A 15,422-nucleotide genomic window follows, 5' to 3' on the forward strand; every position below is an offset into this window, starting at 1 on the left:
GGCTGGATGTCATCAAACAAATTGAGCTGCGCCACACCCTGACTGAAGAAGTCACCTAACATTACCCCCGCTTTCATATAGCGGCACCCTTCCCGCCAGATGCGATCCAGCGCCTCGGTGGCCACGCGGATAATATCGCGGCTGTCATTGGTGGGCGTTAGTACTTTAATGATCGCCTGATTACCGTAAAAGATTTCACCCTCCGCATGCGGGCTGGTGCGAATAAACACGCCGATCTGTCGACAATACTGCCGTTCGCCACGCAATTTTTCGGCGGCGCGCACGGCATAGTTGCACACCGCTTCACGCATATCGGCGTACTCCGTGATACGTCCCGCAAACGAGCGTGAGCAGACAATCTGCTGCTTCACGGGCGCAAACTCTTCCAGTTCGAGACAGGGCTCACCGCGCAGCTCGCGCACGGTGCGCTCCAGTACCACATTGAAGTGCTTACGGATCACCCAGGTGCTCTGCTCCGATAAATCCAGCGCGGTATTGATGCCCATGGCATTCAGCTTCTTGCTGATACGACGCCCTACGCCCCACACATCCGCCACATCGACTAACGCCATTAACTTCTTTTGCCGCTCAAGGTTGGAGAGATCCAGCACGCCGCCGGTTTTGCTCCATTTCTTAGCGGCATGGTTAGCCAGCTTGGCGAGGGTTTTGGTGGGCGCGATCCCCACCCCCACCGCCAGATGCGTTTCGCGTTTCACCCGCTGCTGGATTTCCCGTCCGAACTCTTCCAGCACGCGGCAATTCCGCACGCCCGTCAGGTTCATAAACGCTTCATCGATGGAGTAGATCTCAACGGCGGGCGCCATCTCTTCCAGTATCGTCATCACGCGCAGACTCATGTCGGCGTAGAGCGCATAGTTAGAGCTGAACACATGCACGTTATGGCGACGCAACACATCTTTGATTTTAAAATAGGGGCCGCCCATGCCGATATCCAGCTTCTTGGCCTCGGCCGAACGTGCGATGACGCAGCCATCGTTGTTGCTTAACACAATCACCGGCTTGCCTTTGAGATCCGGCCTGAATACCGTCTCACACGAGGCATAGAATGAGTTCACATCCACCAGCGCAAACATTACCGTCTCAGCGTCTTGATGACATGTTTAACGACACCGAAAATCTCAAACTGATCCGGGTCGGGAATGGGAATGATGGCGTGCGCCGCATTCATCGGTTTGAGGTGCAAGCAAGGCTTCAGCATCAGCTGCTTCACCGTGAATTCCCCCGCGATAGCAGCCACCACCACATCACCCTGCTCGGGTTCTACAGCACTATCGACGATCAGCATATCGCCATCACTGATTCCGCCCTCAATCATCGAGTCACCGCTGACTTTGATGAAGTAAGTGGCGCTGGGATGCGTGACGCAGAGATCATTGAGGTCAATACGTTGCTCAACGTAATCCTGCGCCGGTGACGGGAAACCACACGGCACACGACTGATAAACAAGGGCAAACTAAGGATGGCGCGGAGTTCCGCCGGTTGATAAAACACCATAATGATGGCCTTCAAGAATATACTGTATATAAAAACAGTATTACTATGTCGGGCAGTTTGATCAAGCGGGATCCTTCGGGATGGTGCAAAGCAGTTGGCAGGAAAGGAGATTTAGTTTTGGCGGGTTTTGACGGTGAGATGGATGTGCTGCGGTGGTTTTGGGCTAGGGTGAAATGAGGGTTCGCTACAAAGTTGAACGACTGTTTTTCTCACGACTTCATATAGGAAATGCACTTTGCCTCAACCTCAAGACCAGCGCATGCGCCGAACGGCCTTTATTGCGGATACCACTGCACTGATTTTATTTTTCACCACGACGGGCATGATTAATGAACGATGGATCGCCGGCATGGCGTGGGATCAGGTCCTGCATGCCCGTTTGATTGGTGCCGTTTTGATGGTGCCGGTTGCCCGCCCTTATGGCTTGTGGCGCGATTGGGTAATGCAGCGTGCGGGATCGGGCCGGGTTTCGAAACTGCTGTGGGACAGTGTCGCGCTGGTGAGTTTTCAGGTGCCGATCTATGCAGCAATCATTGCTTTTAGCGGTGCATCGGGTAGTGGATTAGTGCGCGGTACGCTCGGTGCTGCGTTGATGATGCTGTGTTTGGGAAGGCCTTATGGCGCGTTTCTAAATTGGGTGCGGGGGTTGTTTGGTTTGCCGCCGGGTGGGGAGAAGCCGATGTCGTTGGATAGCTAAATGATTCTCTAGCGGAAGCGAACAAAAATGATTCGAATAGCCTGTGAAAGGGTGTGTTAACCTTTTGATGAACAGGCACTTTTCCCACATAAATAATCCATTTTTTATAAAATCATTAAAGCCCGTGCCTCACGCTGTATTAAAAATTCCCCCCGTTCCGCATGATGGAAACACCAGATTGAATATTTAAAGCCTTCGCTTTTATTGATCATGAAAATCCACACCATGACATTATTAAGACGAGTCGTAATGCAATATTGAAAATAGCTTCTAAGTTTAAATTGAGGTTGTCATTAATTCGATCTGATGGAGGATTTTCATTGTTATTTCAAGATTATGAAAAAAGCCATATTATCATTGGTGAAGCCGCATTAAGCCTTGCTTTATGTCGAAAGGAAATCAGTGTTGCAAACCTTTTTTCACAGCTTGGTTTGATGTCTAAATCAGAGAATAATATTGACCGCTTGACTCAAATCGCTAAAGCCAGAAACTGGTTAATGAGCTTTGAGTCATCTTCAGTCGCCGAGGAGCAAATACCTTATTTGCAAACCTTAGTTAGCCTGAATAATGAACTGAATTAACGATTAATGAACTGAAGCCAAAGGACGTAATCCGGTTCCGGCCGGAAGACGACGAAGCGGATGACCTCATCGGTTACGCGTAAGCGTATACCGGCCGGAGACACTGTCAGGGACGACACTCTCAAAATGAGTTGCCAGAATCAGTCTTTCGCTACACCACTGGCGAAGCTACTGAGTTATCAGGCATAAGCTGATAATACACTCCACGTAAAACATCCCCGCATAACAAACCGCAAACATCGAAGATGCCTTTGAGCATAAATTGTTCTGGTAAGATTTATCGACGATGCCAGAACGTTTTTTGGTGATAACCGCCCTCCCAATTTTGACAAAATGCGCTAAATTTATTTCACATGTGGTTTCGATATCACTCGAAATGCCACCCTGTACAAAATCCGCACTCTACTAATAGATTGCGATTTTTATACGTTACAGCCTGACCATAATGACGTTTGAGTAGCGGACATAAGGGATAAAATCATGTATCAGAGCGCACAACAGTCAACCAATAGCGCGAAGTCTTTCCTTCACTTAGATGCGCTTCGCGACAAAGCCACTGCTGAAACCGTTGTGATTGAAGCAGCCGCAGGTGAAATCACCCAACGTGGCATGAGAGTCACCAACGGTGCCGTGATTTTGCAATTGATCACTGAAGTGCAGAAGGCCTCTGATCCCGTGCAAATCGATCTGTTACTCAACGCCCTAAAAATCGTGGTCGGGATGACTCCCGGTGAAGCGGAACGCTGGGCATACTTCAACTGGTAACAGTGTTTATGAAGGCTAAGCACATCCTCGGCCATTGATATTGTTGCGACAGAAGCCCCACATCAAGGAAACAGACGGTAAGCACTCAATATTTTAAAGAATGCAGGTATCAGCTATACGCCAGGTATCGACAAACACGAAGTGGAGGATTTTCTGTCACCTTATTTAGTGAGGTCATATTAGGCGCCTGCAAATTTCGACGCTGTTCGCGCCGGAAAGACAAGATCTGCTTCACGCTGAAAGCCGACCTGACATCTCGCCAGTTGGTCCATTCCGTACCAGAAGCTGTAGTTCAATCAGCAATGCCTTAGTTGCGTAATGAAATGGATGACGAACAGTGTTCTGTTTACGTAAGGTAAATGCTCATTCCTCCGCCAAAAAAAGGACTAAGCATGGGCAGGTTTCAGGGTAAACGTATACTGATCACTGGTGGTACAAGTGGCATGGGACTGGCAGGCGCGCTGCGCATTATCGCTGAGGGTGGTGATGTAGCTATTACAGGGCTCAGTGAAGAAAGACTGGAACGCGCCCGTACTCTGCTGCCTAAAACATCGCTTATTTTGAAAAGTGACTCTGCAAGCGAAGTTGACATCAATACGCTAAAGGAAGCTATTAGCGATTGGGGTTCACTTGATGGATTATGGCTCAATGCTGGCTTCGCGGAGGTCAGTTCTCCGGAATCTGTAACGGCGGATTCTTTTAATCGTATGATGAACGCAAATGTGCGCGGCCCGATGCTACAGCTTGCCGCCCTATCAAAATCACTTAATTCAGGTGCATCCGTTCTGGTTACTTCGTCCTCTTCAACTTACGAAGGTGCGGCTATGACAAGCCTGTATGCAGCGACGAAAGGTGCCGTTATCGCCATGGTCAAAAGCTGGGCATCTGCGCTGGCGGAACGTGGCATTCGCGCCAACACTTTAGTGCCAGGCCCAATTGAAACTAATTTCAGGCACTTTATGCCAGAGGAGTCGCGACAGCAGTTTGAAGATTTCGTGGTAAGCCAGGTTCCTTTAGGTCGCGCAGGCACAGCAGAAGAAGCCGCTGCGGTTGCACTCTTCCTCCTGTCCGATGACGCATCCTATGTTACTGGCAGTCAGTATGCTGTAGACGGCGGGCTAGTACATTACTGATGCGTCTATAAGGAATGATGAAATCTATTGAGTAGATTCAATACAGTCTGCAGTTCTCTCATAGTGGTTCTCGCCCAGCTGCAGGTCTGCTCCGTGTAAGAAGCAGACATTACCTAACACATTAATGACCGTCACAGGTTTACGCTTTCTTCACAGTAAGAGTGGTGGTTGATGAGTTATCATATTTTAAAACACCCAACTGATAAATCCATCTGAATACTTTTTACTGATTTTTATTGCATACAAATCATGAAGACTTAGAAATAAATCATAATCTTTTTTAAATATTAACTCCTCATACTCTGCCATTATTAAATTATGCTGAGATGTTAGTTTGGACATCCTCTCCATTTCACTGACAAGCATGGATTTATTTGCGTCGATAGATTCGTCCATAGCAATAAACTTCCGCATTAGGGGAATTAACTGATTAGGTTCTAAGTTTTTTGTATTCTCCTTGGCTTTTTTTTGTCTTTCTGAATAGATGGAATTAATCGCATCTGTATATTTTTTGGACAACCCCATAAATTCAGGATATGACCCAGTAACTAATGAAAGCTCTTCATACTTGAGAAATAAATCGGTCTTGCATTTCTTTACCGTTATTTCAAGGTCTTCAACTCCCTTTTTTAACTCCACGTTTGCTTTAATAATAGACATCTGAAGAGCTTCATAATATTGGCCTAATTTCGAATCAGGGGTCACAGTCATATGTACTATCTCATTAGACATAAGCTGATAAGATCCAGACAACTCCCCATACTTTAGAAAAAGTTCATTGTGTGAAGATGAACAAGAACTTTGTAATTCCCTCATTGGCCTGAAGTAATCCTTTATGAGTTCCTCTTGAAGACCTTGGTCTTTTTTGTAGTTTTCTAAAATTCCAGCAAAAAGAAATGATCCTAAAGATATAGAAATTATGGCAATTAGCAATTGACTAGAAAATGATTGTGCTCCATTACTCATGAATTATCCTTAACATATTTTAGAAATAAACGCCCCTGTCAGGGAGAGATCGACAGGTCGGAAACAAACTTAACTGATGGGTTAACCATAATCCAGGAGCTTATTTAAACACTTAGTGTGGCTGTCTGCTTCACGCTCATAACGGTCCCCCCTCTCCAATCCGCCTCATGCTGATGGCTGGCATAGTTATCACAAATACTCCCAAGCATTATGGTAAATCCCTTGTTGTGCTGTGCTCAGACAGTTGTATCTCGCAAATTCTTCAGCAAACATCTCCAAAGCACAAATAAGGATCGAGCCATATGAACATAACCAAAATCGACCACATCCACGTCTACGTTGACGATATCGAGAAAGCAGAACACTGGTATCAGGAAATCCTTGGCTTCACCCGCGATAGCTCCCTGTACTTCTGGTTTGAACAAGGAGGGCCGCTGGTCATCAGTAATGATGGCGCATCACTTTCCCTCTTCCTTAGAAAATCCCAACACCCAGGCCATACCATGGCTTTTGCCGTGCAGGCATCCGCGTTTCTCGAACTGTTATCTATTCTCAAGTGCAAAAAAATCGCCTTTACCGTCAGTGATCACGATGTCTCTATGTCTCTTTACTTCAGCGATCTCAGTGGCAACAAGATTGAAATAACGTCCTGGGAATATACACAGGCAAAACAGATATTGGAAAACACGGGATAACGATTCGCCATCAAGGAACGGATAACGCTACAATCAATAACGGATTAACATTTTGAACGGAGTCAAAAATTGAAATTTCACTATTCGCTTCATCGCCTTAGCCTGATAAAGCAATGGCAAAAGGACAGTTTCAGAATCGCGTTTTTCATTCTCATCGGCCTATTCTTTTCAGCCGTGATCAAATGGCTATTACCCCAATTAACTCATGTTAATATCACCGGCGGCTTTACCGGTATGCTATGCGGGCTTGCAGCAAGCTTTTGGCTTACTAATATGCGTGGCTTAAATTTAAGACCCCCATTCGCCAAAGCGACCTGGATTCAGTTCTGGAGAAATACCATTACCAGCAAACTGAGCAAGGTTATTATGAGCTGCAGATAGCGAAATACAGAAGATTCAAATCTCAGCGTATTTATATAAGTAACGATGGTAATGACATCACGCTGGAAGGCCCCTACAACACCCTCAAAAGAATCATCAATCATCTCAATAAATAGCCGGAAGCTTTGAGGGGCCAATATTAGATGACTGGAACAAATATCAATCCAGTCATCGTCATTCTTAACCGTGCACTACCACATTAAACCCTTCATCCGCATGCGGTGCGACGAAGTAGCTGCTGATCACCTCGAACTGCGTATCGGTGGCCGCAAAGTCATGCTCACCTTCTGCGTTGCGCGCATGCAAACGGCTTTTACACACCGCATCGGGCACATCGATAAAGTGCAGCTGATGTTCCACCTGTGCACTCTGGATCACCGCCTTCATCCACTGACGTTGGCCGACGGTGTTCGCCGGGAAATCCAGCACCACTGACACACCTCGCTGTAACAGTGCGATTAGGTGTGGCGTCATCGCATTACGTAGCTTGCCCGCACAACGCACGTAGTCCGCAACATCCTGCATCTCTTCGGCGAACAAATGTGCCAGCCAGGCGTCTTCGCTGATAATCACCGCGCCAGTTTGTTGGGCCAGTTGATGTGCCAGCGTGGATTTTCCGGCAGCGATTTTACCGCACAGCAGATGCAAAACAGGACGAGATGTGGACACAGACGCAGATTCCATTAGCCAGCTCCAGATAAAATGACGCTCTACCATGCCGTTAAATGCCGGTCCAGTAAAGCCTGGCATCTACACTTACGCTATCTCTGCAAAAAATAAGGAGACGCATGATGAGTCAACGCCTGCATAAAATCGACTTTCCGGTCAGCAAGGCGCGGAAGTATCTGGAACCTGGTCCGGTGGTGTTGCTGAGTTCGCAATTTGAAGATCACCACGACATCATGACGCTCGGCTGGCACACCATTCTGGAGTTCTCGCCGTCATTGGTCGGCTGCATGATCGCCAACGGCAACTACAGTCATGAGCTGATTCGGCAAAGCGGACAATGCGTGATTAACATCCCCTCGGCGGATTTGGTGGATAGCGTGGTGGCGATTGGTAACTGCCATGGCGATCGCCTCGATAAGTTCGATGCCTTTCACCTCACGCCAGAACCGGCAAAAGTGGTGAATGCGCCGCTGATCGATGAGTGCTTCGCCAGCTTTGAGTGTCAGCTGTATGACGATTCGATGGTGAATAACTACGGCTTCTTTATTTTCGAAATCGTCAAAGCGCATGTCGCCGATAAACCGGAATTTCCGCCGACGCTGCACTACACTGGCGAAGGACGTTTTACCGTAATGAGCAATAGCGTGCTCGACAAGCACCATGATTTTAAGCCAGAAATGTTAATTTAAGCGGCTTGAATTCGCTTTCGAGCGCCCTCACAGTAACGCTTTCGACCTGACAGGAGTAATAACAATGGCAACCGAATATGCGGTGATCGCCGGTGGCTGTTTCTGGTGTACCGAAGCAGTGTTCAAAGATGTGATTGGCGTGGAGTCAGTCGAAAGTGGGTATACCGGCGGGGAGCGCCCGAACCCAACCTATGAGCAGGTGTGCAGCGGTGCCACCGGCCACGCCGAAGCGATCCGCGTCGGTTTCGATCCCGAGCAGGTGAAATATGGCGACCTGCTGGATATCAGCTTTGCGACGCACGATCCAACGCAGCTGAACCGTCAGGGCAACGACGTCGGTACCCAGTATCGTTCAGCGATCTTCCCGGCGAATCCAGACCAGGAAGCCGAAGCGATTGCCGCCATTGCGCGTGCGCAAGCCGATCTCAACGTGCCGGTGGTGACCACCATCGAGCCGCTGAAAGAGTGGTATCCGGCAGAAGATTATCATCAGGATTACTGGGATGGCGCCGGCCAGCTTAACGGCTACTGCATGGCGGTGATTCCACCGAAACTGCAGAAGCTGCGTAAGAGCTTTGCCAACCGCGTGAAGCAGGGCTAATCCAGCCCCCTAAGATGCGGCCTCTGCACGCCGCATCCAGTCTGCTTATCACCATCAAAGGTCGTCATTTATGACGACCTTTTTGCATTAAAGCGTCATAATAGCGCCCTCTTCTCTTCAGGGAGCGATGATGACCACGCCTCAACCCGCAATCCCCGCGCGCAAGCGGCCCATGAAACTCAACACGCTGGTGACGCTGATGCTCAGCGCGGTGATCGTGCTGGTGCTGCTGAGTGTGCACATGTTCTATTTCTTCCAGATTGGTGCTTCAACCCGTGCCCAGTTAGAAGATAAAGCCATGGCGGTGGCCCGCACGCTGGCAAGATCGCCGGAGATTCAGCAGGCGCTGACGCAACCGGTGGCCAATGCCAATATTCAACCCATCGCGAAAGCCGTGGAAGAGAGCAACAATCTGCTGTTTATTACCGTCACCAATATGGACGGTATCCGCTATTCTCATCGCAATCCGGAACTGGTCGGCAAGCACTTTATCGGCGAAGACATTGGGCCCGCCCTGCGCGGCCATGAAAACGTCTCGGTGAACAAAGGTTCTCTGGCAAAAGCGCTGCGCGTGTTTACCCCGGTGTATAACGCGGAGGATCGGCAGATCGGCGTAGTGGCGATCGGTATTTCCCTTGATGCCGTGACCGATCAGATCAACGAAAGCCGCTGGAGCATTATCTGGACCATTCTGATTGGTACGCTGGCAGGCGCGATTGGCACCCTGGTGCTGGTGCGCGTGCTGAAACGCATCTTATTCGGCCTCGAACCCTACGAGATTTCCACTCTGTTTGAGCAGCGTCAGGCAATTCTCAACTCGGTCAAAGAGGGCGTGGTGGCGATGGACGATCAGGCGCAGGTGACGCTGGTGAATCAGGCCGCGCGCACCCTGCTTAATGAGCCGTCGTCCAGCGGTATGATTGATAACGAGGGCATTGATGATGCCTCGGTGATCAACCAACACCTGCGAGATGTGCTGCACAGCGGCCGTGCGCGTCGTGATGAAGAGCTGAATGTGAATGGTCGCTTGTTGTTGTGCAATACGGTGCCGGTACGCAGCCAGGGACGCATTATTGGCGCGGTCTGTACTTTCAGGGACAAGACCGAAATCAGCCGACTGATGCAGCGTCTGACGGGCATGGTAAACTACGTCGATGCGTTGCGGGAGCGCTCGCACGAGTTCATGAACAAGCTGCACGTGATCCTCGGCCTGCTGCACATGAAAAACTATGCGCAGGTGGAAGCGTATATTTTGAAAACCGCCAATAATTACCAGACTGAGATTGGCTATTTGCTTGATCGCATCAAGTCACCGGTGATTGCCGGTTTCCTGCTGAGCAAGATCAATCGCGCTTCGGATTGCGGTCATCGCCTGACCATCAGCGATGCCAGCTATGTGCCCGACAGCGGTAACGAAGACCAGATGGCGGCCCTGATCACCGTGGTCGGTAATCTGGTGGAGAACGCCATCGATGCGCTCAGCGAGCAGACCGAAGGCGAGATCCACGTGATGCTGCACTATCAGAACGGCTGGCTGGCGTGCGAAGTGAGTGACGATGGTCCCGGCATTGAGCCGGCCAATCTGGCGACAATTTTTGATAAAGGGTTCTCCACCAAAGGAGAGAACCGTGGTGTGGGCCTGTTCCTGCTGAAACAGCAAACGGAAAACCTCGGTGGCGGCGTGACCGTTGAGTCAGAACCCGGCGTATTTACCCAATTTTTAGTACAACTTCCCTGGGATGGAGGAAACCAATCCGCATGATCAATGTGTTAGTGGTCGATGATGACGCCATGGTCGCTGAGCTGAACCGTTCTTTTATCGGTCAGGTTCAGGGCTTCCACTGCTGTGGAACCGCTTCGACCCTGAAGCAGGCCAAAGAGATTCTGTTCAACAGCGACACCCCGATTGATTTGGTGCTGCTGGATATCTACATGCAGCAAGAAAATGGCCTCGATCTGTTGCCGGAACTGCGCAAAGCCCAGAGTTCGGTGGAAGTGATCATCATTTCATCCGCTGCCGATGCCGAAAACATCAAAACTTCGCTGCACTACGGCGTGGTGGATTATCTGATCAAGCCGTTCCAGTTCCCGCGTTTTGAAGAGGCGCTCACCAGCTGGCGGCAGAAGAAGTCGTTGATGGATAATCAGCACTACTATCAGCAGTCTGATGTCGATCTGTTGATCCATGGTAACCCGGCCACGCAGCATGACAACAAGCGCCTGCCGAAGGGTTTAACGCCGCAGACGCTGCGCACCTTGTGTCAGTGGATTGATGCCCATCCCGGCCATGAGTTCTCCACCGATGAGCTGGCGGCGGAAGTGAATATTTCGCGCGTGTCGTGCCGTAAATATCTGATCTGGCTGGCGCAGATTAATATTCTGTTCACCAGCATTCATTACGGCGCCACCGGCCGTCCGGTGTATCGCTATCGTTTACAGCCGGAATACCATTCGCTGTTGCAGCAATACTGTCAGTAACGCAGCTGCCAGTCGACATCGCGCTGCTGGAACTGAAAGTGGCGCGGTGAAGAGCAGATGATTTGCCGATCGCGCGTCACAAACACCGCATCCAGATCGGGCTGGTCGGCCAGATAAGCCAGCCCCTGCTCCACGCCCATGCCGTACAGCAGTGTGGTGTAGATGTCGCCATCCAGTGAGCGGTCGGAAATCACCGTCACGCTCAGTAACTCGTTGTCCAGCGGATAGCCGGTGTGGGGATCGAAGATATGGTGCCAGCACTTGCCGTCCAATTCGAAATAGCGCTCGTAAATTCCCGATGTCACCACCGATTTGCCCTGCACTTGCAGCACGCCCAGCAGTTCATCCTCACGCCCAAACGGCTTTTTCAGGCCAATGCTCCAGCCTTGTGGCTCGTGCGGTGGCGCGCCGAGCGTCTGCACATTGCCGCCAAGATTGATCAGCGCCTGCGGCACGCCCTGTTGGCGTAAAAACGCCTGCACCACATCCGCGATATACCCTTTGGCGATGGCCCCGAGATCGATCTCCATGCCCGGCTGTTGCAGGAACACCGAACGCTCTTCTTCGTTGAGGATCACCTGATGTGGATCGGTGAGCGGCAACAGTGCGGCAATCTCATTGGCGGGAGGCACGGCACGCCCCTGAAAACCAATCTTCCAGCGTTTGACCACCGGACCGATGGTGAAGTTGAATGCGCTGCCGGGTGACACACTGACGGCGTGTGCCACGCTGATCAGTCGGAACACCGCCTCACTGACGCGCACTGCATGGCGTCCCGCTGCCTGGTTGATCGACATCACTTCGGATTCGGCACGATTGACGGTGAACAGGTTTTCCTGCTGCTTGATAAGTTGAAAGACCTGACGGGCTAAGGTGGGGTTATCGTCGAAGAGTTTGAGCAGAATGGGCAAACCCATCAGAACAGCAGAGTAGGAGTAGACGCCTTCGGTCATAGAGCCTCGTTTACCCGCCATACTGCGCGCCAGTAGGTTGTGTCGATAACCCAATGACCGACCGCTGCCAGTCATTGGGATTCACCCTTAACGCTTTACTCTGGTACGCAATATTTTGGGTAATTAACGTTAATTAATTTCCTAACGCCAGTTTAGCCGCATTGTGACCGGCCTTGATACCGAAGATGATGATATCCGCTACTGCATTACCGCCGATACGGTTCGCACCGTGGATACCGCCGACCACTTCACCAGCAGCCCAGGCTCCGGGAATTACCTGTTTCTGCGCATCCAGCACCGCAGTATCGGTGTTGATGGTGACGCCGCCCATAGTGTGGTGCACCCCTGGGGCGATACGGATGGCGAAGTACGGACCTTTATTCAGCGGGTGACGCAGCGCCGTCTTACGACCGAAGTCTTCATCATCCTGCTTCGCCACGAACTCGTTATAACGGCCGAGTGTGGTTTGCAGCGCTTCCTGATCCATGTTGAGTTTGACCGCCAGCTCGTGCGGGGTTGGTGCGCTAATCACAAAGCCTTTGGCGATATATTCATCGGCCGCTTTGTTATTAGCACGCACCTGCTCATCAAACACGATCCATGCGCTTTTCTCTGGCAGTGCGATGATCTCAGCAGAGACTTTGTCACGGGTTTCCATCTCATTGTAGAAACGCTTACCCGCCTGGCTGACCAGAATCGCCCCGCCGCCACGCATCGCTTCGGAGATCAGATAAGACGTAGTCTGCTCAACCGTTGGGTGAATCTGGATCTCGCCCATATCCACGGTATCCGCACCGATTTTTTGCAACATGGCGATACCGCTACCGGTGGCACCTTTGTGGTTGGTGGTAACGAAGCCATCCAACTCCGGACGGTATTTCACCACCATTTCGCGGTTAGCACTGAAACCGCCGGTGGCGACAATCACGCTTTTCGCATTAAGAATGCGGCTGTCATTGTACTCATCCACCACTTTGACGCCGGTAACGGCACCGTTTTCCACCAGGATCTCTGAAACTGAGGTCTCCAGCAGCACTTCGATTTCACGCTGGTTGACGTTTTTCACCAGACCGCTGATCAGGAAGCCACCGACGGCAGAACGATCTTCCGGGCGGTGCGTGCGGTCGATGCTCATGCCGCCAGTGATGGTGATGTCGCACAACTCGATATTTTTCGCCGCCAGCCACTCAATCGCTTCCGGCGCCTGCTCAACAAACTCGCGCAGCAGCACCGGGTTGTTTTTGAATTTACCGCCCTTCAGCGTCTCTTCGTAGAACAGCTCTTTGCTGTCTTCGATGCCTTTCAGTTTCTGATAGCGGGTTTCGGCGGCGTTCATGCCCACCGAGGCTTTGATGGTGTTACCGCCAATGGTCGGCATCTTCTCGATGATCACCACGCGTGCGCCGTCATCGTGCGCCTGAATCGCCGCCGCCAGACCGGCACCGCCCGTGCCCACCACTACCACGTCATAATTGACCGGTGCGTTCGGGTTACCGCCCTCTTCAATCACATACTCTTTACTGGAGGTGGTCAGTGCGCGGGAGACCGCTTTTTTCAGCGCCTCACTCTGTGTGGTCGCACCGGTGATGGCATCGACGTGCGGGCTGTTCGCCACCAGAATGCGTTCACGCAGGCTTTCAAAGGTACTGGTAAAGTCGACATCCAGGCTGGGATCCGGCACCAGTGAGATATCAGTGATACGGTCGGTGTCGAGGGTGACGTTGATTTTCAGCTTCAGCGCTTCGGCTTCCACTTTCGCCTGGTAAACCCCGGCTTTGTATTTACGATGGCCATCGCTGACGTCACGGATCATCGCATCCACCAGCGAGAAGCGCCACAGCGGTTCTGGAATCGTCAGCGCCTCACGCTTGGTGCTGTCGATGTAGAGTTCCATGTGCTCGTTTTTGATGATGCGATCGGCCCAGTCCGGATAGGCGATGCAGGCTTTACCGACCGCCACCAAATCAAAGCCGTGCTCCAGCGCATTCTCGGCATCTTCTTTATTCACCACACCGCCGACGCCAATCACCGGCACTTTCGCCAGCGTGGCAGAGCGTTCGGCCAGGTATTTGGTGATCAGGGGCGTGGGATCTTTGGTATCGACAATCGATGGACGCAGCAGCTGTCCGACGGAGAAGTGCACGTAATCCAGACCGCGCGCCGCCAGTTTTTCCAGCAGATACATGGTGTCATCCCAACGGATGCCGGGAACTTCCAGCTCTTCCGGTGAGAAGCGATAACCGATGATGAAGTCAGCCGCCGCAAAGCGATCGGCCATTTTATGGGTGATCTCCAGCACTTCCATTGGGAAGCGTGCGCGGTTATCGCGGCTGCCGCCCCATTTGTCGTCGCGCTGGTTAGAGTTAGGTGAGTAGAACTGCTGGATCAAATAGGTGTTCGCGCCGTGGATCTCAACACCGTCAAAACCGGCTTTGATCGCGCGGTTTACCGCATCACCAAACTTGGTGATCATCACATCGACTTCTTCGGCGGTCAGCGCTTGCGGTTTGGTGGCACCGTCACGCGGTGCGGCAATGGCGCTCGGTGCAACAGGGGTTTTACCGCCAATCAGCGCCGGCTCAACCATGCGGCCACCGTGGTAAATCTGCAGAATGGCTTTTGAACCTTCAGATTTTATCGCATGGGCGATTTTCGCCAGCCCGGCAATTTTGTTGTCGCTGTCGATACCCAACGCGCCAGGGAAAGCCGGGCCACGGTTATCAATAAAGCAGCATTCGACAATCACCGTACCGATACTGCCCGCACGTACGCGGTAGTACTCGACCAAATCGCTGGTGACACCGCCATCAAAATAGCCGGTACAGGTGGTCATCGGGGCCATCACCAGACGGTTTTTCAGCACCGCACCTTTTGGCAGCGTTAGCGGGTTAAGGATTGGGGTGAGCTTATTCATAATGAGCAACTCCAGAATTAAGAAATTGTGTATTCAATTCTTTGGCGGTTCGGCGCGGCTTTATAATTATTTAAGTGGTCCGATTTCATGGCATAAATATACCATTTTATTTAGTTACATAACCCAGATTGTTAGTTATATAAGTTTTACGTTTAGAAATGATATTTGATGCTCATTGCTGGAATTAGCGCTCCGATAAGTTTTAACCAAGACTTGACAAAAATCAACTTTTTCCTTACATTTAAAACAAATGTAGTACTATCATAAAGATAAAAGCCTCCAACCCGCCTCATTTTGCTCGATTTTTCGCGTTTCGATAGTTTGTAGCGTTTAATCCACAGCAGACAGAAAGTTAAATAAAAAGCAAAAGATAAAAATTAAAAA

General features: G+C 50.8%; 15 protein-coding genes. 9 read left to right on the forward strand and 6 right to left on the reverse strand.

Translation table 11 applies throughout. The features are described 5' to 3' along the window. Together umuC and umuD are read right to left on the reverse strand one after the other, a co-directional pair. A partial coding sequence (umuC, locus tag RT340_RS10360; RefSeq protein ID WP_313375769.1) for a translesion error-prone DNA polymerase V subunit UmuC occupies positions 1–1,094 on the reverse strand: 1,094 nt, incomplete at its 3' end. After that, complete coding sequence (gene umuD, locus RT340_RS10365; protein WP_034821888.1) at positions 1,094–1,516, reverse strand: translesion error-prone DNA polymerase V autoproteolytic subunit; 423 nt, start codon at positions 1,514–1,516, stop codon at positions 1,094–1,096. The genes umuC and umuD, both read right to left, overlap by 1 nt. A gap of 259 nt (positions 1,517–1,775) precedes the next feature. On the opposite strand from umuD, the gene alaE reads away from it, so the two are divergent. The 4 genes from alaE to RT340_RS10385 all read left to right on the forward strand — a co-directional run bounded on the left by alaE (position 1,776) and on the right by RT340_RS10385 (position 4,692). Further along, positions 1,776–2,213 carry an L-alanine exporter AlaE gene (alaE, locus tag RT340_RS10370; protein ID WP_313375772.1) on the forward strand — a complete coding sequence of 146 codons (438 nt, stop codon included), beginning with the start codon at positions 1,776–1,778 and terminating at the stop codon, positions 2,211–2,213. Between the two features lie 320 nt (positions 2,214–2,533). After that, complete coding sequence (locus RT340_RS10375) at positions 2,534–2,794, forward strand: hypothetical protein (RefSeq protein ID WP_313375774.1); 261 nt, start codon at positions 2,534–2,536, stop codon at positions 2,792–2,794. A gap of 480 nt (positions 2,795–3,274) precedes the next feature. Continuing rightward, positions 3,275–3,559 carry a biofilm development regulator YmgB/AriR family protein gene (locus RT340_RS10380; RefSeq protein ID WP_034821897.1) on the forward strand — a complete coding sequence of 95 codons (285 nt, stop codon included), beginning with the start codon at positions 3,275–3,277 and terminating at the stop codon, positions 3,557–3,559. Between the two features lie 392 nt (positions 3,560–3,951). After that, positions 3,952–4,692: an SDR family oxidoreductase gene (locus tag RT340_RS10385; RefSeq protein ID WP_058959698.1), complete on the forward strand. Its 741-nt coding sequence runs from the start codon at positions 3,952–3,954 to the stop codon at positions 4,690–4,692. Positions 4,693–4,878: 186 nt separating this feature from the next. Here the strand turns inward: RT340_RS10385 and RT340_RS10390 are convergent, their stop codons facing one another. After that, entirely contained in the window at positions 4,879–5,658 is a 780-nt protein-coding gene (locus RT340_RS10390) for a hypothetical protein (protein WP_313375778.1), read from the reverse strand. Positions 5,659–5,960: 302 nt separating this feature from the next. On the opposite strand from RT340_RS10390, the gene RT340_RS10395 reads away from it, so the two are divergent. Further along, positions 5,961–6,353 (forward strand): VOC family protein, encoded by a 393-nt coding sequence (locus RT340_RS10395; protein WP_313375780.1) that lies wholly within the window; start codon positions 5,961–5,963, stop codon positions 6,351–6,353. Positions 6,354–6,914: 561 nt separating this feature from the next. Here RT340_RS10395 and RT340_RS10400 read toward each other — a convergent pair. Then, positions 6,915–7,418 carry an ATP-binding protein gene (locus RT340_RS10400; protein WP_313375782.1) on the reverse strand — a complete coding sequence of 168 codons (504 nt, stop codon included), beginning with the start codon at positions 7,416–7,418 and terminating at the stop codon, positions 6,915–6,917. Positions 7,419–7,525: 107 nt separating this feature from the next. On the opposite strand from RT340_RS10400, the gene RT340_RS10405 reads away from it, so the two are divergent. From RT340_RS10405 to dcuR, 4 genes are all read left to right on the forward strand, one after another. After that, positions 7,526–8,092 (forward strand): flavin reductase family protein, encoded by a 567-nt coding sequence (locus tag RT340_RS10405; protein WP_034821914.1) that lies wholly within the window; start codon positions 7,526–7,528, stop codon positions 8,090–8,092. Positions 8,093–8,156: 64 nt separating this feature from the next. After that, on the forward strand, positions 8,157–8,693 hold the full coding sequence (gene msrA / locus RT340_RS10410) for a peptide-methionine (S)-S-oxide reductase MsrA (RefSeq protein WP_211727809.1): 537 nt from the start codon (positions 8,157–8,159) through the stop codon (positions 8,691–8,693). Between the two features lie 130 nt (positions 8,694–8,823). Then, complete coding sequence (locus tag RT340_RS10415; protein WP_034821920.1) at positions 8,824–10,455, forward strand: sensor histidine kinase; 1,632 nt, start codon at positions 8,824–8,826, stop codon at positions 10,453–10,455. After that, a complete protein-coding gene (dcuR, locus tag RT340_RS10420) occupies positions 10,452–11,171 on the forward strand; it encodes a two-component system response regulator DcuR (RefSeq protein ID WP_034821922.1) in 720 nt (239 codons plus the stop codon). The genes RT340_RS10415 and dcuR overlap by 4 nt, the downstream gene beginning before the upstream one ends. Here the strand turns inward: dcuR and RT340_RS10425 are convergent. Together RT340_RS10425 and RT340_RS10430 are read right to left on the reverse strand one after the other, a co-directional pair. Then, positions 11,165–12,124, reverse strand: coding sequence for an FAD:protein FMN transferase (locus RT340_RS10425; protein ID WP_313375793.1), 960 nt, complete (start codon positions 12,122–12,124; stop codon positions 11,165–11,167). The two genes, dcuR and RT340_RS10425, sit on opposite strands and share 7 nt — an antisense overlap. Before the next feature lie 133 nt (positions 12,125–12,257). Beyond that, a complete protein-coding gene (locus tag RT340_RS10430; RefSeq protein ID WP_097119218.1) occupies positions 12,258–15,038 on the reverse strand; it encodes a flavocytochrome c in 2,781 nt (926 codons plus the stop codon). Between the last annotated feature and the right edge of the window lie 384 nt (positions 15,039–15,422).

The sequence above is a fragment of the Pantoea sp. CTOTU50773 genome, assembly GCF_032082325.1.
Classification (GTDB): Bacteria; Pseudomonadota; Gammaproteobacteria; order Enterobacterales; family Enterobacteriaceae; genus Pantoea; species Pantoea communis.

Excerpts from the sequence above, each read along its gene's own strand:
- umuD (WP_034821888.1), bottom strand. The coding sequence starts at position 1,516 with ATGGTGTTTTATCAACCGGCGGAACTCCGCGCCATCCTTAGTTTGCCC.
- alaE (WP_313375772.1), top strand. The coding sequence starts at position 1,776 with ATGCGCCGAACGGCCTTTATTGCGGATACCACTGCACTGATTTTATTT.
- RT340_RS10380 (WP_034821897.1), top strand. The coding sequence starts at position 3,275 with ATGTATCAGAGCGCACAACAGTCAACCAATAGCGCGAAGTCTTTCCTT.
- RT340_RS10385 (WP_058959698.1), top strand. The coding sequence starts at position 3,952 with ATGGGCAGGTTTCAGGGTAAACGTATACTGATCACTGGTGGTACAAGT.
- RT340_RS10390 (WP_313375778.1), bottom strand. The coding sequence starts at position 5,658 with ATGAGTAATGGAGCACAATCATTTTCTAGTCAATTGCTAATTGCCATA.
- RT340_RS10395 (WP_313375780.1), top strand. The coding sequence starts at position 5,961 with ATGAACATAACCAAAATCGACCACATCCACGTCTACGTTGACGATATC.
- RT340_RS10400 (WP_313375782.1), bottom strand. The coding sequence starts at position 7,418 with ATGGAATCTGCGTCTGTGTCCACATCTCGTCCTGTTTTGCATCTGCTG.
- RT340_RS10405 (WP_034821914.1), top strand. The coding sequence starts at position 7,526 with ATGAGTCAACGCCTGCATAAAATCGACTTTCCGGTCAGCAAGGCGCGG.
- msrA (WP_211727809.1), top strand. The coding sequence starts at position 8,157 with ATGGCAACCGAATATGCGGTGATCGCCGGTGGCTGTTTCTGGTGTACC.
- RT340_RS10415 (WP_034821920.1), top strand. The coding sequence starts at position 8,824 with ATGACCACGCCTCAACCCGCAATCCCCGCGCGCAAGCGGCCCATGAAA.
- dcuR (WP_034821922.1), top strand. The coding sequence starts at position 10,452 with ATGATCAATGTGTTAGTGGTCGATGATGACGCCATGGTCGCTGAGCTG.
- RT340_RS10425 (WP_313375793.1), bottom strand. The coding sequence starts at position 12,124 with ATGACCGAAGGCGTCTACTCCTACTCTGCTGTTCTGATGGGTTTGCCC.
- RT340_RS10430 (WP_097119218.1), bottom strand. The coding sequence starts at position 15,038 with ATGAATAAGCTCACCCCAATCCTTAACCCGCTAACGCTGCCAAAAGGT.